This window comes from Bradyrhizobium sp. CCBAU 45321 (genome assembly GCF_028128975.1).
GTDB classification, from domain to species: Bacteria; Pseudomonadota; Alphaproteobacteria; order Rhizobiales; family Xanthobacteraceae; genus Bradyrhizobium; species Bradyrhizobium yuanmingense.
In genome coordinates, this window is sequence record NZ_LFKZ01000002.1 from 1 (window position 1) to 22,559 (window position 22,559).

The 22,559-nt window shown below is 63.7% G+C and carries 22 protein-coding genes and 1 pseudogene; 15 read left to right on the plus strand and 8 right to left on the minus strand.

Features of this window, described 5'->3' with window-relative positions:
* The coding region (locus tag ACM43_RS00025; RefSeq protein WP_271537169.1) for a hypothetical protein at nucleotides 1-196 on the plus strand (196 nt) is incomplete at its 5' end.
* Between the two features lie 120 nt (nucleotides 197-316).
* On the plus strand, nucleotides 317-562 hold the full coding sequence (locus ACM43_RS00030) for a hypothetical protein (RefSeq protein WP_271537171.1): 246 nt from the start codon (nucleotides 317-319) through the stop codon (nucleotides 560-562).
* A 91-nt stretch (nucleotides 563-653) separates the two neighbouring features.
* Here ACM43_RS00030 and ACM43_RS00035 read toward each other — a convergent pair whose 3' ends face one another.
* Together ACM43_RS00035 and ACM43_RS00040 are read right to left on the minus strand one after the other, a co-directional pair.
* A complete protein-coding gene (locus ACM43_RS00035; RefSeq protein ID WP_271537173.1) occupies nucleotides 654-2,189 on the minus strand; it encodes an FAD-dependent monooxygenase in 1,536 nt (511 codons plus the stop codon).
* A 187-nt stretch (nucleotides 2,190-2,376) separates the two neighbouring features.
* Nucleotides 2,377-2,586, minus strand: coding sequence for a hypothetical protein (locus tag ACM43_RS00040; RefSeq protein WP_271537175.1), 210 nt, complete (start codon nucleotides 2,584-2,586; stop codon nucleotides 2,377-2,379).
* A gap of 565 nt (nucleotides 2,587-3,151) precedes the next feature.
* On the opposite strand from ACM43_RS00040, the gene ACM43_RS00045 reads away from it, so the two are divergent.
* From ACM43_RS00045 to ACM43_RS00070, 6 genes and pseudogenes are all read left to right on the plus strand, one after another.
* Nucleotides 3,152-3,538 (plus strand): hypothetical protein, encoded by a 387-nt coding sequence (locus ACM43_RS00045; RefSeq protein WP_442869233.1) that lies wholly within the window; start codon nucleotides 3,152-3,154, stop codon nucleotides 3,536-3,538.
* Nucleotides 3,539-3,652: 114 nt separating this feature from the next.
* A pseudogene (locus ACM43_RS38540) lies at nucleotides 3,653-4,267 on the plus strand (PBSX family phage terminase large subunit); the annotation flags it as partial.
* Between the two features lie 412 nt (nucleotides 4,268-4,679).
* Complete coding sequence (locus tag ACM43_RS00055) at nucleotides 4,680-5,108, plus strand: GNAT family N-acetyltransferase (protein ID WP_271537470.1); 429 nt, start codon at nucleotides 4,680-4,682, stop codon at nucleotides 5,106-5,108.
* 213 nt (nucleotides 5,109-5,321) lie between these two features.
* Nucleotides 5,322-6,590, plus strand: a complete 1,269-nt coding sequence (locus tag ACM43_RS00060) for a CaiB/BaiF CoA transferase family protein (protein ID WP_271537179.1) — start codon at nucleotides 5,322-5,324, stop codon at nucleotides 6,588-6,590.
* Nucleotides 6,591-6,679: 89 nt separating this feature from the next.
* On the plus strand, nucleotides 6,680-7,885 hold the full coding sequence (locus ACM43_RS00065) for an acyl-CoA dehydrogenase family protein (protein WP_271537181.1): 1,206 nt from the start codon (nucleotides 6,680-6,682) through the stop codon (nucleotides 7,883-7,885).
* 9 nt (nucleotides 7,886-7,894) lie between these two features.
* Complete coding sequence (locus tag ACM43_RS00070) at nucleotides 7,895-8,458, plus strand: flavin reductase family protein (RefSeq protein ID WP_271537183.1); 564 nt, start codon at nucleotides 7,895-7,897, stop codon at nucleotides 8,456-8,458.
* Nucleotides 8,459-8,466: 8 nt separating this feature from the next.
* On the opposite strand, the gene ACM43_RS00075 is transcribed toward ACM43_RS00070, so the two are convergent.
* On the minus strand, nucleotides 8,467-9,375 hold the full coding sequence (locus ACM43_RS00075; protein WP_157285611.1) for an NAD(P)-dependent oxidoreductase: 909 nt from the start codon (nucleotides 9,373-9,375) through the stop codon (nucleotides 8,467-8,469).
* A gap of 160 nt (nucleotides 9,376-9,535) precedes the next feature.
* Between ACM43_RS00075 and ACM43_RS00080 the strand changes: the two genes are divergently transcribed.
* The 6 genes from ACM43_RS00080 (at nucleotide 9,536) to ACM43_RS00105 (ending at nucleotide 15,852) form a co-directional block, all read left to right on the plus strand.
* Entirely contained in the window at nucleotides 9,536-10,519 is a 984-nt protein-coding gene (locus ACM43_RS00080) for an ABC transporter substrate-binding protein (protein WP_057028661.1), read from the plus strand.
* Nucleotides 10,520-10,592: 73 nt separating this feature from the next.
* Nucleotides 10,593-12,287: a dihydroxy-acid dehydratase gene (ilvD, locus tag ACM43_RS00085; protein WP_271537472.1), complete on the plus strand. Its 1,695-nt coding sequence runs from the start codon at nucleotides 10,593-10,595 to the stop codon at nucleotides 12,285-12,287.
* Between the two features lie 94 nt (nucleotides 12,288-12,381).
* On the plus strand, nucleotides 12,382-13,227 hold the full coding sequence (locus ACM43_RS00090) for an ABC transporter ATP-binding protein (RefSeq protein WP_271537189.1): 846 nt from the start codon (nucleotides 12,382-12,384) through the stop codon (nucleotides 13,225-13,227).
* Nucleotides 13,224-14,009, plus strand: a complete 786-nt coding sequence (locus ACM43_RS00095) for an ABC transporter permease (RefSeq protein WP_271537191.1) — start codon at nucleotides 13,224-13,226, stop codon at nucleotides 14,007-14,009. The genes ACM43_RS00090 and ACM43_RS00095 overlap by 4 nt, the downstream gene beginning before the upstream one ends.
* Nucleotides 14,006-14,773 (plus strand): ABC transporter permease, encoded by a 768-nt coding sequence (locus ACM43_RS00100; protein ID WP_271537192.1) that lies wholly within the window; start codon nucleotides 14,006-14,008, stop codon nucleotides 14,771-14,773. The genes ACM43_RS00095 and ACM43_RS00100 overlap by 4 nt, the downstream gene beginning before the upstream one ends.
* A 32-nt stretch (nucleotides 14,774-14,805) precedes the next feature.
* Nucleotides 14,806-15,852 carry a peptidase M29 gene (locus ACM43_RS00105; RefSeq protein WP_271537194.1) on the plus strand — a complete coding sequence of 349 codons (1,047 nt, stop codon included), beginning with the start codon at nucleotides 14,806-14,808 and terminating at the stop codon, nucleotides 15,850-15,852.
* Here ACM43_RS00105 and ACM43_RS00110 read toward each other — a convergent pair.
* The 5 genes from ACM43_RS00110 to ACM43_RS00130 are packed head-to-tail and all read right to left on the minus strand — an operon-like array spanning nucleotide 15,849 to nucleotide 21,567.
* Nucleotides 15,849-16,841, minus strand: a complete 993-nt coding sequence (locus tag ACM43_RS00110; protein ID WP_271537196.1) for a 3-hydroxybutyryl-CoA dehydrogenase — start codon at nucleotides 16,839-16,841, stop codon at nucleotides 15,849-15,851. The two genes, ACM43_RS00105 and ACM43_RS00110, sit on opposite strands and share 4 nt — an antisense overlap.
* 3 nt (nucleotides 16,842-16,844) lie before the next feature.
* Nucleotides 16,845-17,933, minus strand: coding sequence for an NAD/NADP-dependent octopine/nopaline dehydrogenase family protein (locus ACM43_RS00115; RefSeq protein ID WP_271537198.1), 1,089 nt, complete (start codon nucleotides 17,931-17,933; stop codon nucleotides 16,845-16,847).
* Nucleotides 17,930-19,465: a class I adenylate-forming enzyme family protein gene (locus tag ACM43_RS00120; RefSeq protein ID WP_271537200.1), complete on the minus strand. Its 1,536-nt coding sequence runs from the start codon at nucleotides 19,463-19,465 to the stop codon at nucleotides 17,930-17,932. Before ACM43_RS00120 ends, ACM43_RS00115 begins: the two co-directional genes overlap by 4 nt.
* Nucleotides 19,466-19,467: 2 nt before the next feature.
* On the minus strand, nucleotides 19,468-20,757 hold the full coding sequence (locus tag ACM43_RS00125; protein ID WP_271537202.1) for an acyl-CoA dehydrogenase family protein: 1,290 nt from the start codon (nucleotides 20,755-20,757) through the stop codon (nucleotides 19,468-19,470).
* 12 nt (nucleotides 20,758-20,769) lie between these two features.
* The gene (locus ACM43_RS00130) at nucleotides 20,770-21,567 is read right to left on the minus strand and encodes an alpha/beta fold hydrolase (RefSeq protein ID WP_271537204.1); all 798 of its coding nucleotides are present in this window, start codon (nucleotides 21,565-21,567) and stop codon (nucleotides 20,770-20,772) included.
* Between the two features lie 211 nt (nucleotides 21,568-21,778).
* Here ACM43_RS00130 and ACM43_RS00135 point away from each other — a divergent pair, with 211 nt between their 5' ends.
* Nucleotides 21,779-22,540, plus strand: a complete 762-nt coding sequence (locus ACM43_RS00135; protein WP_271537206.1) for an SDR family NAD(P)-dependent oxidoreductase — start codon at nucleotides 21,779-21,781, stop codon at nucleotides 22,538-22,540.
* The last annotated feature ends 19 nt before the right edge of the window (nucleotides 22,541-22,559 follow it).

Sequence of the window (22,559 nt, forward strand, 5' to 3'; positions counted from 1 at the left end):
ACCCAGAGTGGACACCGCGCTGCCCGGAGCGAGTGGATGGCGCTTGTTCGGCCCGGAACCGGAACCCTCTTTCCCCAGTTTAACTAGCGGGCAGAAAAAGGAGGAGGAAACCATGCCAGTCGTACTGCTTTGGGCCGTGCCTACGGTTCTCGTGATCGGTGGCGTCGGCTACTATTTTCTTCGTGTCGTACAATAGCTCTGTTGTTTTGAGCGTTCGGGCGGTGTTGAGTGGCACTACGTTGACGTCTTAGCACCGCCGGAAGCCCAGCGCCTTCCTTGTTGCCCGGCGCTGGGCAGCTATTTGAAGGGTCCAGCCATGAAGCACGCGCTTTCGATAATCGGAGTTGTTCTCGGCCTGATCGCGACACCAGCACTCGCCGACCCGTGGAAGGATGAGAGCGGCAAAGGCCGATGGGGCTACGATCGGGGTCCTTACCGCGCCTATAACTACGACCGCGAATACAAGCAGGAGTATTACCGCGGCCCCTGCAAGATCGAGCGGAAGTGGGGCAAGCACGGTGAGTACAAAGAAGAGACAAAGTGCAAGGGCTATCGCGACTGACAGGTGAGCCCCCAAAGGCAACGAACTGGCCTCTCCTTGTGTGGAGCTCGGACTAGACGCCATGTTTTGAAGCGATCTAGAGTGGCGTGGTTCAGGAGTAGTACGCCTTCGCGCCACCCGGCCCGAACCACCGCGTCAGCGCCTCCACAAGTCCGTTCTGGCTCTCGTCGCCCACCCAGGCCACATGGCCATCGGGCCGCACCAGCACGGCGCTCGGCGCGGCGACCGCTCCGATGACCGGAAGCTGCCAGGCGCCGTCGTAATCGGCATCGACGAACTCCAGGCGATCCGCCCAGGGCGCGATGTCGATGCTGCCGCGCTTGCCGAAATTGAGCAGCACGCCGCGCGCGCCGTGCAGCAGCGTGAACAGTCGCAGCGGCCGCCCGCCCGCCACGAGATCGAGATCGGGCATGCGGCGGCCGAGCAGCGCGGGGCCTTCGCCGAGATCGTAAGCGATGTCGAGCCCGCTCATCATCGCGCCGAAGCGTTGCCGCGGCTCGTCCATGGCGAGCAGCTCGGCGATCACCTCGCGGGCGGCCTTGCGGCCGTCGTCGCCGCGGCGGAGCAGGGCGATCTGCGCCATGGTGGTCTTCAGCACGCGCGCGGCGACGGGATGGCGCTCGCTGTGATAGGTGTCGAGCAGGCTCTCGGGCGAGATGCGCCTGACCACCTGCGCCAGCTTCCAGCCGAGATTGACCGCGTCCTGCACACCGAGGTTGAGGCCCTGGCCGCCGACGGAATGATGAATGTGGGCGGCATCGCCGGCGAGCAGCACGCGGCCCCTGCGATAGGACGCCGCCTGCCGCGCCGCGTCGGTGAAGCGGGAGATCCAGGCGGGGTTGTGCACGCCGAAATCGGTGCCGTAGACGGCTTCGAGCGCCGCGCTGAGATCGCTTAAAGAGGGCTCGCCAGTGCGCGCGAGCGTCGCCTCCGTCAGCACGACCAGCACGTGCCCGCTCTCGGTCTTGCTGAGGCCGTGGAAGCCGAGCGCGTCGTGACGCAGGCCGAATGCCGGCGCCGCGCGCATCTCGACCTCGGCCATGAGGTTGCTCAGCGTCGGTTCTGAGCCGGGGAAGTCGATGCCGGCGCTCTTGCGCACCGCGCTGCGGCCGCCGTCGCAGCCGACGAGATAAAGCGCGCGCAGGCGCTCGCCGCCGGACAGCGTGACGTCGAGGCCGGTCTCGTCCTGCGCGAAGCCCGTCACCTCGCGGCTGCGATAGATCGGCACCGCGAGCTCGGAGACCCATTCGGCCAGCAGGCGCTCGATCTGGTTCTGCCGCAGCGCGAGCCCGTAGGGATGGCGGGTGGGGAGATCGCCGATGTCGAGCCTGGTCCAGGCGAAGCCGGCGAGCTGGGTGATTTGCCCTTCGCGCAGGAAGCGATCGACAATGCCGCGCTGATAGAGGATCTCGATGCTGCGCGCGTGAAGTCCGCCGGCGCGCGTCTCGGCGATGTCCTGGCTCGCGCGCCGCTCGACGATCGCGACGTCGATTTGAGCCAGCGCGAGCTCGGCGGCCAACATCAGGCCGGTCGGGCCGGCGCCGGCGATGATGACATCATGGCCGGTGCTTGCGCGTTCTGCTCGCGTTCGGCCGTGCGGCCGGGACGTCGGAAGCGATACAGGCATGTCGTGACCCCTCGACTGGATGTTCAGGCCGAGGGGTCTTACGCGATCACCGGGGGCTTGAAGCAAGTCCCTTCCGCACCACATATCGAGGTGGGAGATGAGGCTCTCGCCTGTTCGGCGCGTTGACACGTCGGGCAAAACACCGGCACAATGGCATCATCGAGATGCGCGCCGCTTGTGCCGCGGGCTAATCGTCCTTCGCCAAATCGCCGGGTTGTGTGGGCAGATCGATGCTGCCGCCCTCGCCATGCGCGAGATCGCGGCCGTCATCCGCCGTCGCGTCGGCGCCTTCGACGATCTGCGTGGAGTGTTCCTTGTCGATGCGCGGCTTTGAGCCCGGACGATCTCGCAACGTCTCGTCTTGCGATGTGCCGGGTGAGGTCGTCTTGATGGTCATGGCCGGTCGCTCCTGATTGTCCAACGCGGCTTGTGCGAATTCGTTCGTTTGACACGTCGGGCAAAACACTGGCAGAATGGCATCATCGAAACGAGTTTGCTTTGGCCCGCGCGGGACGCAATCCGCGGCGGGCTTTTTCAATTCAGCGGAAGGTTTTGACACGTCGGGCAAAACACCGGCATAATGCCATCATCGAGACGAGCTTGGTTCACCCGCGCGGAACAATCCGCCGCGGGTTTTTTCGTTCTCGATGTCGCAATCGGACGGCGGCGGCGCATTGCGGCCACGCACTCGCTTGATAACGCGTTGAGAGAGCGCCGATCGGCGCGCCGTCGTCCGAACCCATTGCTGGCCGTGCACGCGCGAACGTGCCGGCCCGCGGCGCAGGGCCGCGTGCCCGCGCCGCTGCGGTCTCCGGGACCGGAGATAGGGTTCGCGCCCGAAACGATCGCGCTCTTCGCGCGATCTGCCGCGCATTTTCTTGACAAGGAGAGATGATGACCGCCTACCTGATATCGCTTGCCGTCGCGGGCCTCGTTGCCATCGTGCTGTGGGAGACGTTCGCGTGAGCGAGGACATCATCGCAGGTGAGGACGAGCCGGCGCCGGCCCGCTTGCCCGCGCGCGCGAAGTCGACGCGGGCGCGTAACCTGACCGAAATCCGCTCGCTCGCGCGCAGCCACACCCGAACCGCCATCAGGGTGCTCGTCGGCGTCATGCGCAGCGAGGATGCAACGCCCGCGGCGCGCGTCTCGGCGGCCAACGCCATCCTCGATCGCGGCTGGGGCAAGGCCGCACAGCCAGTCGAGAACGGCGAGGACGGCGTGCTGGAATTGATTCACCGGATCGAGCGCATCATCGTGCATCCGCCGAGCTCGAACAGCGGTGACGCCGTCACGACGCTCGAGATGGCGGAGCTTCCAATCTGCAATCGCGCCTCGATTGACCGTTGACCCGTCGGGCAAAACACTGGCAGAATGGCATCATCGACAGAAGTTGGTGTTGCCCGCGCGGATGCAATCCGGCGCGGGTTTTTCGTTTGATGCCTTTGCGAACGAGGGCATCTCGTGTCCATCCTGAAAATTCCGACCGCAAAAATCTTCGAGCCGCTGCTGAAACCTGCGCGCTACAAGGGCGTTTATGGCGGACGTGGCTCGGGCAAATCGCATTTCTTCGGCGAGCTCCTGGTCGAGACCTGCCAGGCCGAGCGCGGCACGCTCGCGGTCTGCATCCGCGAGGCGCAGCGCACGCTGGCGCAATCGTCGAAGCGCTTGATCGAAGGCAAGATCGCAAGCCTCGGGCTCGGGCACGGCTTCAAGTTATTCAGCGACAAGATCGAGACGCCCGGCGACGGACTCATTATCTTCCGCGGGCTTCAGGATCACACCGCCGACTCGATCAAATCCCTGGAGGGGTTTCGCATCGCCTGGATCGACGAGGCGCAATCCTTGAGCGCACGCAGCCTCGCGCTGCTGCGGCCGACGATCCGTGCCAAGGACTCCGAGCTCTGGTCGAGCTGGAATCCGCGTCGCAAGAGCGATGCGATCGACGATTTTCTGCGCGGGCGGCAGCCGGACGGCGCCGTGGTCGTGAAGGCGAACTGGCGCGACAATCCCTGGTTTCCGGATGTGCTCGAGGAGGAGCGGCTGCTCGACCAGAAGCTCTATCCGGAGCGCTACGATCACATCTGGGAGGGAGACTATGCACGCGCCTTCGAGGGTGCTTATTTTGCCTCGCTGCTCTCGGAAGCGCGCGCGCAGGGGCGGATCGGCAAAGTTGCCGCAGATCCGCTGCTGCCGCTCCGTGCCTTCATCGACATCGGCGGCGCCGGCGCCGCCGCAGATGCCTTCACGATGTGGATCGTGCAATGGGTCGGCAGCGAGATGCGAGCCGATCTTCAGCACCTGCGGAGGTGGCGAAAGAGCGTGGAGCAGGCCCAGAGCTACACCTTCAAGGCAGTGATCACAGTGATTGCCACTGGCCTGATGGGTGCCGTCTGGCTTGGCGTCAAGGTGGTACTGGGTAAATGAGCCTTCATGGCACCGTTGACGTCGCTCCGTGCCCGATCAAGATCTGCTGCCCAATGAGTGGCTCATGTACAGAATTCGTATCGTCGATGCGTCCGATGATGACGTTGCTGAAAGCTTAACTGATCTGCATCGACTCACGTTTTTCGATGCCGCGGCGATGCCCACGTTCGACGTCGGCGCGTGGTGGATGGCTTATCACAACGCGGACGCAGTCGCCTTCTCCGGAATTGTGCCCTCGACCCGCGTTCGAAACGCCGGTTATTTCTCCAGAGTTGGCGTGTTGCAACGGCATTGGGGGCGCGGCCTTCAGCGCAGATTGATGCGTGCGGTGGAGGCGAGGGCGCGGCGTATCGGATGGGACAGCATTGTCTCCGATACGACGGACAACCCGGTATCAGCGAACAACTTCATTCAGGCGGGCTATCGGCTGTTCGAGCCCGAGACCCCTTGGGCCTGGGCGCATACGCTCTATTGGCGGAAGTGGCTGCACTGAGCAGGTTTGCCGCCGCACGGAACGCGCCGTCTATCCAATGGCCAGTACGCGCCTGGAACGTCCGAGGACCCGGCAGCCTGGGGGCTGCCGGGTCCTTTTTGCGTATTGAAGCGATGCCGGCGTGGGACTTGCGAAGTCGGCAGCGCCGGGCTTTAAGCTTGCTCTTGCAGGAAATTCGGCGGCCATAAGCCGATGTAAGGGAGAGCGCGACCGATGCCCACCAAGCCTCAATTGCCGTTACGTTCCTCGCAAGGGACGGGAGGGCCGACCGCGCTCGATGGTCTATTGGTCGTTGATTTCACGCGTGTGGTCGCTGGCCCGGCCTGCACCCAGACACTCGCCGACTACGGTGCGCACGTCATCAAGATCGAGAATCCCGATGGCGGCGACGACACGCGCGCCTATGAGCACGCGGAGATTGGAGGTGAGAGCGCCGCCTTTCTCAGCCTGAACCGCAACAAGCGCGGCATCGCGCTCGATCTTGCCGTGCCGGAGGCGCGCGAGATCGCGCTGGACCTGATCCGCAAGGCAGATGTGGTCGTGGAGAATTTTTCGAGCGGGGTCATGAAGAAGTTCGGGCTCGACTATGAATCGGTCGCGCCGCTGAACCCGCGGCTGGTCTATTGCTCGATCTCCGCCTACGGACGCAGCGGACCGTTTGCCTCCCGGCCAGGCTTCGATCCGATCACCCAGGCGGAAAGCGGCTTCATGTCGCTCAACGGATTTGCCGATGGACCGGCGGTTCGCACCGGCCCGCCCATCGTCGACATGGCGACGGGGATGTCCGCCTGCAATGCCATCCTGCTGGCGCTGCTGGCGCGGGAGCGGCTCGGCCGGGGGCAGCATGTCGAAGTCGCCCTGTTCGACGTTGCGATGGGGATGACCGGTTTCTACGGCATGGCCTATCTCATCAACGGCGAAAATCCCGGCCGGTTCGGCAATTCGCCGAGCGGGTCTCCGACCGTCGGAGTCTACGAGGCCTCAGATGGGCCGCTCTACATGGCCTGCGCCAACGACCGGCTCTACCGCCGGCTTGTGGTCGAGGTGCTGAATCGGCCCGATCTCATCACCGATCCGCAGTTTGCGACGCGCAAAGCCCGTTCGGAGAACAAGGAGCTGCTGCGGGCAGCCATTGCCGAAGTCTTCGCCAGCGATACGCTCGAGAACTGGATGGCGAAGATGAAGCTGGCCAATATCCCGGTCGGCTATCTCCGGACGGTCGAGGAGGGCTTCAATGCCCCCGAGGCTCGCGAGCGCCATCGCTTGAACCGGATTCCGCATCCGACAGCCGAGTGGGTGCCCAACATCGAGCCGCCGATTACGATGAGCCTGACAGGCGCGGTCGACCCCGTCGCGGCACCTCTTTTGGGCGAGCACACCAAGCAGATCCTGCAAGATATGCTCGGCTACGACGAACGTCGGATCGCGGATTTTGGCGAGAAGGGCGCTTTTGGGTTGGTCAAGCCTCCGAGGTCGACTTGAGGCACTGGCTCGGCTTGATTTGGCGAAGGTCCCGCCGCATAAATGTGTGAAAGCGAGGGACACGAATGGCGCCTGGCCAGGAGCCGAGCATGACCCAGCCCGCAGGTCTGCAAGCCGGCGGTGAGGTCTATGCGGCCATGATCGCGAAGGCCCGGAGCCTCCTTCCGCGACTACGGGAGCGGGCGGCACGGACGGAGGAGCTGCGGCATCTGCCTTCGGAAACAGAGACGGATCTTCATGAGGCCGGCTTGTTCCGGATGCTCCAGCCGGCCCGGATTGGTGGCGCTGAGCTCGACTATGTCGCTCTCGTCGATTGCGCTGAACTGCTCGGGCAGGCGGATGCGTCGGTCGCCTGGAATCTCGCCAACCTGGCGAGCCATCATTGGATGCTCGGCATGTTCGAGCGACGGGCGCAGGATCTGGTCTGGGGCCGCGATCCGGATACGCTGATTGCATCCTCGTTCATTTTTCCGGCCGGGCGCGCGACGAAAGTCGAGGGCGGATACCAGTTGCGCGGCAGCTGGCCGTTCTCCTCGGGTGTTGCCTCCTGCGAATGGAACATGCTGGCAAGCGTGGTCTATTCCGACGATGAGGCGGACGGTATCGAGTATCGGATATTCCTGCTACCGAGCGGCGACTACAAGGTACTGGACACCTGGAATGTCGCGGGATTGCGCGGGACGGGGTCGTGCGATGTGGAGGTCAGCGACGCTTTCGTTCCTGACCATATGACGGTCGCCGTAGGGGACCTCTCGGGTGGCCCGACGCCGGGAAGCACGGTCAATCCGAATCCTCTGTATGCGCTGCCTGTCTTCTCACTATTTCCTTACGTCCTTTCCGGTGTCGCGCTGGGGAATGCGCAGGCGTGCCTCGACGATTACACGGAGGTCGCGCGTCATCGTATTTCGACCTACAACCGCGCCAAGCTGAGCGATTTTCAAAGCACGCAGATCAAGATCGCCGAGGCCTCGGCCAAGATCGACGCTGCGCGCCTGATCATGCGATCGGCTTGTCTCGATGCCATGGAGGACGCGCGGCGCGGCCATATTCCCGATATGGCGACCAAGACCAGATACCGCCGCGACGGATCCTTTTCCGTGAACTTGTGCACGGACGCAGTCTCGATGCTGTTTGCGGCCAGCGGCGCGCGCGGGCTGTTCACGAGCGGCGTGTTACAGCGGCAGTTCCGCGATGCGCACGCGATCAACTCACATCTCGCATTCAACTTCGATGCGGCCGGGACCAACTACGGACGGGTGGCCCTCGGCCTGCCCTCCGAGAATCTCACGCTGTGAGGTCGGCCGATGAATGACTTGCCGAAGCAGCCTCGCGCTCCGGATCCTGCCAACGAGCTCGCGAGCGACAGCTCGCAGATTGATCCTCGCGACTTTCGCAACGCGCTCGGGACGTATGCAACGGGCGTGACGATCATCGCGGCGGCAGCGCCCGACGGCACGCCGTACGGGCTGACATGCAATTCCTTCGCCTCGGTCTCGCTGAATCCCCCGCTGGTTCTGTGGAGCCTCGTCGTCTATTCCTCGAGCCTGACCGTCTTCCAGAACGCCAGCCATTTCAGCGTCAACGTTCTCGGCGCTTCGCAGCAGGCGCTCGCAAACAAATTTGCAAGATCGTCGGACGACAAGTTCACAGGCGTCGACTGGACCCCTGGCCTCGGCAACGCGCCAGTGCTAGCCGAGAGCGTCGCCAACTTTCAATGCCGCTCCGTGAATCGCTATTATGGCGGTGACCACGTGATCTTTCTCGGCGCGGTCGAGGCATATACCTACAATCCGAAGGAGCCGCTGCTCTTTGCGCGAGGGGCGTTCGGTCGTTTCATAGCCGACGATGAGCGCAAGAACGTGCCGTAACGCGCCCCCTATACTGCTTTGCGCTCTGCCGCCGAAAGCTTGTAGATCTCCAGCGCGTCCGCGTCCGCACCTCGCGCGGCCTTCGCCAGCCTGAAAAGCTGTCCGGCAAGCGCGGCCATCGGCACCGGCGTCGAGGTTGCCTGTGCAACATCGGCGACCGTATCGAGATCCTTGAGCATCGTGGCGATGTGGCCGAGCGGCGGGCTGTGAATGCCGTTGACCATTCGTGGCACGAACAGCTGGAGCGGGATTGAATCCGCAAATCCGCCGGCGAGCGCTTCGGGCAATCGGTTGGCGTCAATTCCGGCGTTCACGGCAAGGCGGGTTGCTTCCGCGAGCACGGCCATCGCGCATCCGACGATCACCTGGTTGCACAGCTTTGTGGTCTGGCCGGCGCCGACCGGGCCCATGTGCGTGAACCTGCGCGCCATGGCCAGCACATAGGGCCGCACCCTCTCGATGTCGCCAGCTTCTCCCCCCGCCATGATGGCGAGCGTGCCTTCCTCGGCGCCCTTCGTGCCCCCGGACACCGGCGCATCGATCCAGCCCGTCCCGTTCGCGTCTTTCAATCGCGTTGCGAGATCGCGCGCCGCGTCGGGATGGATAGACGAGAAGTCGACCACAAGCTTGCCCGCGCCAAGGGCTGCTGCCAGACCTTCGGGCCCGAAGATCACCTCCTCCACCGCCGCCGCATCCGTCACGCACATGAAGACGATATCCGAGCTCGCCAGCAGATCTCGGGGCGTAACCACGTGCTTGGCACCAGCCTCGACGAGCGGCGCCACCTTGCCCTCCGAGCGATTCCAGACAGCGACCTGATAGCCGGCCTTCAGCAGGCGTCGGGTCATCGGCGTTCCCATGAGTCCGAGGCCGAGATAGCCGAGCTTCTCGGTGCGGTTCTTGCTGTCGTCAGCCATAGGTTGCCTCCTTCTGTCGCAGACGCCGCTTTACCATACATAGCCTACCTGCCGGCAAGATCGCCCACCTCGCATGGCTTGCCTGATTGTTTGAACCATGAAACATTTGAGGCGGTCGGGTTGGCGGCGCCAGTCGGCGCCGGAGCAGCGGAGTGGCACGATGCGAACCGTTTCGAAGTGGATCCTGGCTTTGGGGGCGGCAGCCGCCGTGAGCGCGGGCGCAAGCCCGTCATGGGGGCAGCAGACGATCCGCGTCGGCTGGACCATCCCTGCGGAGGAGTCCAAGTACTGGATGATGCGCAGGCCGGCAGAGTTTCCCAATCTCGGCAAGACCTACAACATCGAATGGACCCAATTCCAGGGCACCGCGCCGATGACGCAGGCCCTGGCGGCAGGTGCGCTGGACTGCGCGACGCAGGCGCCGCTCTCCCTCTCCAATGGGGTCGTCGGCGGCAATCTCAAGGCCTATATCGTCGCGCAGCATGTTTTCGAGATGCCCGGCGGCTTCTCGGTTTACTGGGCCGTCAAGGATGACTCGCCCATCAAGTCAATCGCGGATCTCAAGGGCAAGACCGTCGGCATTTCCGTGATCGGTGGCGGTACGCAAGGGCCGTTCAATCTGCTCTTGAAGCAGAATGGCGTCGATCCGGCCAAGGACATCAAGCTGGTCGAGGTCGGCTTTGCCGTCTCCGAGGACGCGCTGCGCCAAGGCCGCGTCGACGCGGTCAATATGAACCAGCCGTTTGCTGCGCGCGCGGAGGCAAAGGGCGGCACAAGGAAGCTGTTCTCGCTCTCCCAGGCCATGCCGAACATCGTGCACATCCTGGAAGCCTGCCGTGCCGATTTCGTCGACAAGAACCCTGAGTTGGTCAAGGCCTATGTCCGCGATATTACCTCGGGCATGAAGAAGGCACTCGCGAACCGCGAGGAGACTCTCAAGGTCGTCAATGAAGTGCTGAAAGCCCCCATCCCGGTGCTTGAGACCTACCTGCTCAAGGACAATGATTTCGGCCGCGATCCGGGTGCTGCGCCGAACTTCCCGGCGATCCAGAAGATGCTGGATATCTATGCAGAGACAGGAATGCTGCCGAAGCTGGATGTCGCACAGTTCAAGCATCCGTCGATCGTCGCGCCGCTGCAATAGAAGCGGGCGAATTGCCGAACCAACATCGTGGCGTTCCGGATCATCCGGGACGCTGCACGAAGAAGATGCATATATGAAGAAGTTGCGATCCCGAGTCACCACAGACGGCCTCGACCGAGCGCCGCATCGTGCATTCATGCGCGCCATGGGGCTCGACGACGCTGCGATTGCGAAGCCGATGGTGGGCATCGTCAGCATGAAGGGTGAGCAGACGCCCTGCAACATGACCCACGACTTCCAGGTAGCTGCAGCCAAGACCGGGATCGAGGAGGCCGGCGGTACACCGCGTGAGTTCTCGACTGTTTCGGTGTCCGACGGCATCAGCATGAATCATGAGGGGATGAAGTTCTCCCTGTTCTCGCGTGAGCTGATCGCCGACTCGATCGAAGCCGTGGTCCATGGGTTGGCCTACGATGCGCTGATCGGATACGGCGGGTGCGACAAGACCCTTCCTGGCGTGATGATGGGAATGGTCCGCTGCAACGTGCCATCCATCTTCATCTATGGCGGCAGCTCGCTGCCCGGGCGCATGGATGGACGTACGCTGACGGTGCTCGATTCCTATGAGGCTGTCGGCAGCTTCATGACTGGCGAGATCGACGGCGCCACGCTCGAGCGGATCGAGCGCGCCTGCCTGCCGACGATCGGTGCGTGCGCCGGCCAGTTCACCGCGAACACCATGGGCATGGTATCGGAGGCGATGGGGCTGACCATTCCCAACGTCTCGATGGTGCCCGGTGTCTATTCCGAGCGTGCGCAGATTTCGCGACGCGCCGGCCGACTGATCATGGAGATGCTGGACCGCGGCGGGCCGCTGCCGCGCGACATCGTGACGCGGAAATCCCTGGAGAACGGAGCGGCGATCGTGGCAGCGACGGGCGGCTCGACCAACGCCGCGCTGCACCTGCCGGCGATCGCGAATGAGGCCGGAATTGCATTCAGCATCGATGATGTGGGGGAGGTCTTTGCCAGGACGCCGTTGATCGGCAATCTGCGCCCCGGAGGCAAGTATACGGCGAAGGATGTCTACGATATCGGCGGCGCTGCGGTCATCATTCGCGAGCTGATCCAGAGCGGTCATATCGATGGCGGCTGCTTGTCGATCACCGGCCGCACACTTGCCGAAGAGTACGGTGTGGCCAACGCGCCCGACGGAGAGGTTGTGCACACGGCTCGTGCGCCGATCATGCCTGACGGTGGCGTCGCGGTGCTGAAGGGTAACCTCTGTCCCGATGGGGCGGTGATCAAGGTGGCGGGCTTGAAGAGCCAATTCTTCGAAGGCGTCGCGCGTGTTTTCGAGGATGAAGAAGCCTGCGTCGCAGCCGTTCGTGACCGCAGTTACAAGGCGGGCGAGGTTCTCGTGATCCGCAATGAAGGGCCAGTCGGCGGACCTGGCATGCGTGAGATGCTTGGCGTCACCGCACTGATCTACGGGCAGGGCATGGGTGAAAAAGTGGCGCTGATCACCGATGGCCGGTTCTCCGGCGCGACCCGCGGGATGTGCATCGGCTACGTGTCCCCCGAGGCATTCGTTGGCGGTCCGCTGGCGCTCGTCCGGAATGGTGACAGGATCCGGATCGATGCGGCAAATCGGCGGATGGATGTCCTGCTCGAAGAACAGGAGCTCGCTGCGCGGCGACGCGATTGGAAGCCGCGCCCGCCACGCCACCGTGCAGGTGCGCTGGCAAAATATGCGCGGCTGGTTGGGCAGGCGCCAGGCGGAGCCGTGACGCATGAAGGCCCGGCAGAATGGCCGTGGTTCGAATGACGCACCGCACGGGTGCGAAAATGACAGCCCGTCTGGCAGGCTTCTTGCTAAGCTCGTGCCGCTGAAGCTTCGTGCGAGTAGGACGGAAGGCGGGATGACGGTAGTGTCTGCGAGATCGAGCGAACGGGTGAGACCGGTGACGCACCAAGACCCGGCTTCCGCAATCATCGAGATCGACCGCGTCTCGCAGGTTTTTCAGACCTCGGCACGCAAGGATCATGTTGCGCTTTCGGACATTTCGCTGACGATCGAGGAGGGAGCTTTCGTCTCCATCCTTGGTCCGTCCGGCTGCGGCAAGTCGACACTGCTCTACATTGTCGGCGGCTTCGTCAGTCCAACCAGCGGCGCGGCGAAGATGAAGGGGCAGGCGATCACGGGGCCCGGTCCGGATCGCGGACCGGTGTTCCAGGAGTTTGCGCTATTTCCCTGGAAGACCGTGCTCGGCAACGTGATGTATGGGCCGCGTCAGCAAGGAATTCGCGTCACCGAGGCCGAAGCGCAGAGCCGGGCGCTGATCGAGATGGTCGGCCTCAAGGGCTACGAGAACTTCTATCCCAAGGAGCTGTCGGGCGGCATGAAGCAGCGCGTGGCGCTGGCGCGGACACTTGCCTACCATCCCGAAGTGCTGCTGATGGACGAGCCGTTCGGGGCGCTTGACGCGCACACGAGGACGCGCCTGCAGAACGATCTTCTGAACATCTGGGAGCGTGACCGCAAGACGGTGCTGTTCGTCACCCATTCGGTCGACGAAGCCGTCTTCCTCTCGGACAAGGTCGTCATGATGTCGAAATCGCCCGGGCGAATCCGGCAGGTCATCGACATCGACCTGCCGCGACCGCGCCGCCGCAACGAGCTGTTGCTCGATCCGCGTTACCAGAAGTACATCGTCGATATCGAGCGCATGTTCGACGAGAGCGACGAAGCCGGAGCGCCCGCATGATGTCGGCGGCCGGCATGACCAAGCGCGCTGCCCCGGTGCTCGCCTGCATCGGATTGCTGGTGGTGTGGCAGGTCGCGTCACTGGCGCTGAAGAATGACAGCTTTCCGACCGCGATCGGAGCGATGAAAGCGATTCCGGACATCCTTGGCGACAAGGAATCCCTGATCAATATTCTGGCCTCGCTCCGGCGCATGGCGATGGGATTTGGCGCGGCCGTGCTCGTGTCGATTCCGCTTGGCCTCTTGATGGGACGTAGCGCCGCAGTTGCGGCCTTCTTCAATCCGCTCCTGATGGTGATCTATCCCGTGCCGAAGGCGGCCTTGATGCCGATCATCATGCTGTGGCTCGGCGTCGGCGACATCACGAAAACGCTCGTGATCTTCCTCGGCGTCAGCCTGCCCGTGATTTATCACAGCTTCGAAGGCGCCAAGGCGGTCGAAGAGAAGATGCTGTGGTCGGGTGCTGCGATGGGGCTCTCGCCGGTGCAGCGTCTGGTGCGGATCGTGCTACCGGCGGCCCTGCCTGAAATTCTGACGGGGTGTCGTACGGGGTTGGTGCTGGCGCTGATCACGATGATCACCAGCGAGATGATTGCCCGTCAGTCCGGTGCCGGGAACATCCTGTTCAATGCGCTCGACATGGGCCAATACGAAACCGTCTTTGCGATGATCATCATCGTGGGAGCGATGGGAATCTGCCTCGACGCGATTTTTGAAAGGATTCGTGCCAGGCTCGTGCGCTGGTCCGAGCCACAGTTCGACATGCCGCTGAGCTTCTCATGATGTCGCGGCTTCTCTCCCCTAATTTCGTTCTTGGGATTGCTCCGATCGCACTGGTGATCGCGCTGTGGCAAGGCTTGGTGTCTTTCGGCTTTGCACCCGCAGTTCTGCTGCCGCCGCCAGGCTTCGTCTTCGGCCGGCTGCTCCAGCAACTCGTGACTTCGACGTTCCAGCACGAGATCGCGGCGACGCTGATCAGGCTGTTTGCCGGCTTCGCGATTGCTGTCGTCCTCGGTGTCAGCATCGGCATCGCCGCCGCCGCTAGTCCAGCGATCAACGCCTTGGTTCGGCCGATTGTGCGCGTCTTGGCGCCTTTGCCCAAGGTCGCGCTCTATCCGGCCTTGCTGCTGCTGCTCGGATTTGGTCATGGCTCGAAGATTACATTGGTGGCTGCCGATGCTCTTTTCCCGATCCTGCTGTCGACCTATTACGGTGCATCGACCGTCGAGCAGAAGCTGATCTGGTCGGCCATGGCTGCGGGATCGTCACGCTACGAAATCCTCTTCAAGGTAGTGCTGCCGGCAGCGATGCCGTCGATCCTGACCGGGTGCCGGATTGGCCTTGTCATTTCCTGCATCGTGGTGTTTCTGGCCGAAATGATCACGTCGACGGACGGACTGGGGCACGCCCTCGTGACTGCGGCCAGAACCTTCCAGGCCGTGGACATGTTCGTGCCGCTGATCACGATCTCGCTGCTGGGCTTGCTATTGAACGGCCTGCTGGGAGCCGTGCGATCGTACTTGCTCCGGGGCTTCCCCGAAGCGTAACTAACAAGAATCCTGAAGACCGGGAGAGAACCATGCTGGCTGATCGTATCGAGGCAAAATGGATCGATGCGTTTTGCGAGATCTTTGAGCGATGCGCCGTCAAGGCCGGCGATACCGCGGCGATCCTGTCGGAGACCCAGTCACGCGCGTTGAACGTCCATCTCGCGGAGCTGGCCCTGCTGCGGATGGGCGCGCGGCCGTTTCATGTGGTGATGCCGACGCCGCGTAACCGGCATATCGTTCCGGTCCGCTCCTCCGGGGCGAGCGAGGCGATCCAAAAGCTTGGTCCAGTGATCACGGCGCTTCAGCAGGCCGGCTTCGTCGTGGATTGCACCATCGAAGGACTGATGCATGCGGTGGAGACGCCGGAGATTCTCAAAGCCGGCGCGCGGATCCTGGTGATCTCTAACGAGCATCCCGAAGCGCTGGAGCGCATGGTGCCGGATTCCGCGCTCGAAAAGCGTGTTCGTGTGGCAACCAAAATGCTGCGCGGAACGAAGCGCATGCGTGTCTCTTCGAAGGCCGGCACGGCGCTCGATGTCGATATGGTCGGCGCGTCGACGGTCGGTGTGTGGGGCTGGACCGACAAGCCCGGCACGCTCGCGCATTGGCCCGGCGGCATCGTCGTCAGCTTTCCCAAGAGCGGGACCATCAACGGCACTCTGGTGATGGCGCCCGGCGACATCAACCTGACCTTCAAGCGCTACCTGACCTCGCCGGTGAAGATGACTCTGAAGGACGACTATGTCGTGGAACTCGAAGGCGAAGGCACGGATGCCGCGATGATGCGCGCCTATCTCGCCGCTTGGGGCGATCGCGAAGCCTATGCCGTGTCGCATGTCGGCTTTGGTATGAATCCTGGTGCGCGTTATGAAGCGCTATCCATGTACGACCAGCGCGACACCAACGGCACCGAAATTCGGGCCGTCTCCGGCAACTTCCTGTTCTCGACCGGCGCGAACGAATTTGCAGGGCGCTATACGGCGGGGCATTTCGATCTGCCGATGATGGGAACGACTATCGAGCTCGACGGCGTCCCGGTGGTGCGCGAGGGCGTGCTTCAGGACGTTTTCGGCTAGCCGCGATCGAGCACGGGCGGTCGGGCGAGGTCGAAGTGCCGGAGCAGGTCGACCATGGCCTGCAACCGCTTCACGCGATAAGCATCGACGTCCATCCCGGAGTAATCCAGGAAGCCGGCGCCCGTGCGCAGGCCGATCCGGCCCTCATGCATGTTGCGGGAAATGACCTCCGGCGCGCGATAGCGGTCGCTGCCGAGCGCGCCTTCGAGGTAACGACTGGCGTAGTACAGGATATCGCCGCCGCCCCAATCGATGAATTCGAGCAGCCCGAGCACGGCATAGCGGAAGCCGAAGCCGTAGCGAATCGCCTTGTCGATCTCTTCGGCGCTGGCGACGCCTTCCTCGACCATGCGCGCGGCCTCGTTCATTGCCAGCGCCTGGATGCGGGGGACGATGAAACCCGGTGTGGCGGCACAGACCACCGGCACCTTCCCGATGCCTTCGAGCAGCGCCTTGACCTCGCCGATGACGGCCGGGTCTGTCGCCTTGCCGGGCGAAATCTCGACCAGCGGGATGAGATAGGCCGGGTTGAGCCAGTGCACATTGAGAAAGCGGCGCGGATTCACGATCGCGCCCGAGAGATCGTCGACGAGGATGGTCGAGGTCGTTGACGCGATGATCGTTTCAGGGCCGACCCGCTTTGACGCCGCCGCCAATACTTCGCGCTTGAGCTCGACCACCTCAGGAACGCCCTCGAAGACGATGCCGGCCTCGGACAGAGCTGCAGCGCTTCCGCCGGCCGCCACCACCGAGACGCGCGCGCTAAGTGGATCGACATCCGCTTCGGCCAAGAGCCCCAGCTTCGACAGGCTGGCGAAGGTTTTCCTGACTTCGCCAAGCGCGTCCGTTTCCAGCTTGGTGAAGTCCTCCGCGGAACGCGCCTTGATATCGATCATCGTGACCCTGTGCCCTGCATACGCGAAGGCAACGGCAATGCCCCGGCCCATGCGGCCAGCGCCGAGACAGGCGATATTGATGCGATTGGTCATCGATCAGAATCCATTGCGAAGCAGCGTCTGTAGTTCAGCCTTGCTGAGATCGCCGAGCCCGAGCGTCTGGAGCGTTCGGCCACCTCGGGCAAAATCTTCGCCGCAGATTGCGCCGCCGATTGACAGAAGCGCTTTGGCCAGCGGTGTGTCCACGCCAGCGAGGCCCGCGACGGACACCAGCAGCGACAGCCCAAGCCGCAGATCTTCGCGCATGTAACGGTGCTCTGTCAGCACGATCCGCTCGCGCCAATCGCCGGAATCGGTCAGCCGGTCGTGCGAGCCGCGGCCATACATCCAGATCTCGCCTTCCTTCGCGTAATGGTGAGCGAGCGGGAAATGTGGCGCGCCGTAGCCGAGTGCCTCGCGCACCGCGATGCGTTCTGCGTCGAGCGCGTCAGTGACCCGGCGGATCGCGGCTTGCGTACCTTCCTTGTGAATGTCCCAGCGCTCGAAATGTTCGATCGGCCCGGCGTTCATCACGATCAACGGCGGGTGAATGATCGGACCTGCGTTCATCAGGGCGCCCGACAGCGCGTCTCCGCACGCCTCGATCGCGTCTGGGAAAGCGCGTCCGATCACAGCGAGCGCGTGGGGCGCCTGGTCAAGCGGGAACACGCCGACGGGGAGCCGCTTGGCACGGATGGTGATCGCGACCTCGAAGGGTCCGTGCTTGCGGGTCAGCCACGGGAGTGTGCCGGTTTCGGCAAAGCTGGCCTTGGCATTGTTGCCGGCATCTCGGGCCGCCTGAGCGAAGATCATCGAGCCGAACGTCGCTGGCGGCAGAAACACGACCTGACCGTCGCGCAGATGCGGCGCGAGCTGGCGGGCGATGTCTGCTTGCGCGAAGGCGGGCGCGGGGCACAGGATCAGCTCCGTGCCGTCGACCGCGTCCGCGATTTCGGTCGTGACCAGCGCCAGCTTCACGTCATGACGGCCGTTGTGATCCTTGACCAGAATGCGCGAGCCGGCGGCGCGATGCGCTGCGACCTTATCGGCATCGCGGCGCCAGAGCCGCACCTCGTGCCCCGACAGCGCAAAATCGCCCGCGGCCGCGAAAGAGCCGTTTCCCCCACCCAGAACTGCGATCTTCAAGATGCTTCTCCTTGCGCCCGTGACTGCGCATCAAGCTGCTTCAGCAGGAAATGCTGCACCTTGCCCAGCGCCGTCCGCGGCAGATCGGTGACGAAGACGATCTCGCGCGGAATTTTGTAGCGCGCGAGTTGCGCTTGAAGATGCGCCTTCAATTCGTCCGCCTCGAGCCGGCAGCCGGATCTCGCAATGACATAGGCAATCGGCACCTCGTCCCAGCGCGGGTCCGGCCGGCCGATCACGGCGCAGTCGCTGACATCAGGATGTTCGAGCAGGACGCGCTCGACCTCGGCCGGGTAGACGTTTTCTCCGCCTGAAATGATCAGGTTCTTCTTGCGGTCGCGGATCCAGAAATAGCCGTCGGCGTCGCACAGGCCGATATCGCCGGTGCGATACCAGCCGTCGCGCAACGCCTCGCGCGTTGCAGCCTCGTTGCCCCAATATTCGAAGAACACGTTTGGGCCGCGCACCGCGATCTCGCCCGGCGTGCCCGCGGGCAGTTCAGCCCCGGCCTGGTCGATCACCTTTGCCTCGCAGCACAGCCCGGCAAGGCCGGTCGATCCCGCGCGCGAAAGATCGCCGCCAAGCCGCGTGTAGACGGCGATCGGGCAGGTTTCGGTCGAACCATAGACCTGAAGCACCGGGACGTCGCGCGCGACGAAGCGCTCGATCAGGTGCGGCGGTACGATGGTCGAGCCGGTGGCGACGGCCTTGAGTGAGGAAAGATCAGCGGTCGCCCAGGCAGCGTGCTCGCTCACCGCCTGAAGGATCGCAGGAACCATCACCGTGAGTGTCGGCCGTTCCCGTTCGATAGCCGCAAGCGCGGCGTCCGGCGTGAAGCGCGCATGCACCGTGACCGTCGCGCCCAATTGGAGCGCGGGCGTAGTCTGGATGTTGAGGCCACCGACGTGAAAGAACGGCAGCACGGTCAGCACATGGTCTTCGGATGTCATGTTGTGCATGTGCTGGCTCATGACGCCGTTCCAGAACAGCGCCTCCTGGCGCAGCACCGCGCCCTTTGGTCGCCCCGTCGTGCCCGACGTGTAGACGATGAGCAGTGGGCAGGAGAGGTCGGTGTGTGGATTTCGGCTCGTGCCGTCACCGCGAGCCAGCAAATCTTCGAACGACGTGCCGCGAGGCGGCGCGAAGTCGAGGCCGACGACCGATGTCCCCACCGCGGTCTGCCCCAGCTCGGCAAGCACGCCGGAAAACGCCTGCTCGAGCACCAGGACCTTGGTGCCGGCATCTCCGAGAATGAACAGCTGCTCGGCGACGGCCAGGCGCCAGTTCAGCGGCACCAGCATCGCGCCGAGCCGCGCACAGGCGTAGAGCAGAACCAGATAATCCGGCCGGTTCAGGCTTAGAATCGCGACGCGATCGCCGCGGCCGACGCCGAGCTCCCCCTTCAAGGCAGTCGCGGTCCGTTCGATCCGTGCGGCGAATGCCGCGTAACTCAGCCGCTTGCCTTCGAAGGCAATGGCCGTCTTGTCTGGCGCGAAAGCCGCGTTGCGTTCGATCAGGCTACAGAGGTCCACGGTCAGTCGTCCGTTTCACCGGCCTCGTACAGCGCTTCGCGCCCGATCCGGTCGAGGCAGAGCTCGGCGGTCCAGGGCAGCATCAGCGAGCCGCAGCGGCTGTCCCGATAGATTCGCTCCAGCGGCAGCGAGCGAAGCATGGCCTGGCCGCCGCAGGTGCGGATCGCGAGCGCGGCGAGCTCATTGGCGTCCTCCATCACGGAATATTGCGCGGCATAGGCGCGCAGCACCTGCTCCTTGCTAGGATTGGCGCGCGCCTCGGTCACGGCCTGGAACCAGATTGCCTTGATCTGCTCCAGCTTGATCTGCATCTGCGCCACCGCGATCTGCTTGGTCGGATACATCCGCCGCTTGACCGGCGGCATGCCAGGGACCTCGCCGCGCAGGTAACGCACGGTGAAGTCGTAGGCGGCTTGCGCCAGGCCCATATAGGTCGGCGACAGCGTCAGGAACATGTGCGGCCAGCGCTGAGCTGCCTGGAAATAGACGCCGCGCGGCATCAGCGCCGAATCTTCCGGAACGAACACATCCTTGAACAGCAGCGTTCGCGAAACCGTGCCGCGCATGCCCAGCGGATCCCAGTCGCCGACGACCGAGACGCCTTCTGATTTGGCTGATATCGCCAGGTAGAGCGTGTTGCGGCGCGACGCCTTCTTGCCTTGCTCGATCTCGGTGCAAAGCACGCCGTAATAGTCGGCGTGGCCCGAGAGCGATGCAAAGATCTTCTTGCCGTTGACGATCCAACCGCCTTCGACCGGCCTTGCTTCAGTGCCGAATGCGACCCCGCCGGCAGCGGCAGCTCCACCTTCGGAGAAGGGCTGCGAGTAGATCGCTCCATCCTCGACGATGCGCTTGTAATGGATCGCGCGCCGCCGCTCGTGCTCGGTGCGCGTCTCCGCATCCATGTCCAGATCGTCGACGAGGGGACCCGACCACAGCGTCGAGCAGACATGCATGTTCCAGGTCAGCGCTGTGGCGCCGCAATAGCGGCCGATCTCGGCCGCCGCCAAGGCATAGGTCTGGTAATTCGCGCCGAGGCCGCCGTGCTTCTTTGGCACGGCGATACCGAGTAGACCGACGCGATGCAAATCGCGGTAATTTTCAGTCGGGAAAGTCGCCTCACGATCGTAAGTGGCGGCGCGACCGGCAAACACGGTCTGGCCAATCTCTCTCGCGCGGGTGATGATGCCGGCCTGCTCGTCGTTCAAGCGGAATGCAGTGGGATCGAAGATCGGCGCATCCAGCGCGACCCTGTTGGTCGCGCCAATCGTCTTGCTGACTTGCATGGTCATCGCGCAGTTACCTTAGGCTTTGGTCGCGAGAGAGTTCAGGAACCGGCCGAGAGCTTCGTCGAAAGCCTCGGGGCGTTCGAGATTGGCGAGATGGCCGACGCCAGGCAGCTCGACATATTCGGCCCCCGGGATATAGGTCGCCGTCCTTGCCATCATCGGCGCGGGCGCGTTGTTGTCCTTTGAGCCGGACAGCAACAGCGTCGGAACGGAGATATTTCCGAGCGTGCTGCGTTGATCGAAGCCGATGAGAGCCAGCATCATGGCGCGATAGCTCGCTTCGGGCACGCTCCCCATGCATTCGCGGGCGATCTCCATCCCGTTCGGATCGGGATCGTCGCCGACGAGCTCCTTCACCAGGGAGGGGGCCAGCGACTTCATCGTCTCGCCGCGATCAAGCGGCCCGAGCCGCGCCGCGATGAACGATTTCTGCCAGTCGCCGTCCGCCTTCCCGAAGGCAGGGCTGGTCTGCGCGAGCACGACTGCGCGTGCCAGGTTGGGGAACTGAACCAGCCACTTCTGAACAATCATGCCGCCGATGGAATGGCCGACCAGAACAGGCCTGCTGACGCCGAGTTGCGCGATGAATTGCTGCAGCGCCTCCGCCAGGGCAGCGATACTGACGCTGGCAAGCGGCGCCGATCTGCCATAACCGGGCATGTCCCATGCGATCGCGCGGAAGCGGTCGCCAAATGTCGCAAGCTCCCGCCGCCAGGCCCGCGCCGCGCCGCCGATGCCGTGCAGGAAGATCAGCGGTATTGCGTCCGGATCACCCGCCGCTTCGTAGGCGAAGCGTTCGTCCTTTGTTATCATTGGCACAGGCTGCGACACGCGACATCCTTCTGCTGGGCCCTTCGATGCTAACAGGCCTGTGGGGGATGGAAAGCGATAATTTTATACTTAAAGCAATTTTCGGGCCGTCTCCCGCGCGGCGTGCTCGCCGATCGAGCGCCGCTTTCGTTGCAAAAACTTGAAGGTTAAAATATATCGGAGGCGCGATCACGAGAGCCGAGGGAGCCAGCGTATGTCCGGATTGCCGCATTCGCCGCACGCGCTGGTCACCGGTGGTGGGCGCGGCATCGGCCGAGCGATCGCGTCCGCTCTCGTCGGCGCCGGTGCGACCGTGACCGTGCTTGGCCGGAGCGCGGCGGTTCTAGACGAGGCGGTTAATGCAGGCACCGCGCACTTTGCGGCTGTCGCTGACGTCTCGAACGAAGCGTCTTTGAAAGCTGCCATCGCCGGGGCAAGTGCGCGCAAGCCGATCGACATCCTGGTTGCCAACGCGGGTAGCGCTGAATCGGCGCCGTTTGCGAAATCGGACAGCGCGCTCTTCAGCCGGATGATGGATGTCAATTTCATGGGCGTCGTACATGCTGTCCAGGCCGTGCTGCCGGGCATGAAGGATCGTCCCTACGGCCGCATCGTCGCGGTGGCGTCCACCGCAGGGCTCAAGGGCTATGCCTATGTCAGCGCGTATGCAGCGGCCAAGCACGCCGTGATCGGCCTCGTGCGTTCGCTTGCTCTCGAGATGGCCGGAAGCAACGTCACCGTGAATGCGGTGTGCCCAGGCTTCACCGACACCGACCTCGTCGCCGGGAGCATCGACAACATCATGAAGAAGACGGGCCGGACCCGCGAGCAGGCAATTGCCGAACTCGCGAAGCACAATCCGCAAGGACGGCTGGTCACGCCTCAGGAGGTCGCAGACGCGGTTCTCTGGCTGTGCGGGGAGGGCGCGAGCGCGATCACCGGACAGGCGATCGCAGTGGCCGGTGGCGAAGTCTAGCCTGCCTGGCAGGTGCGGA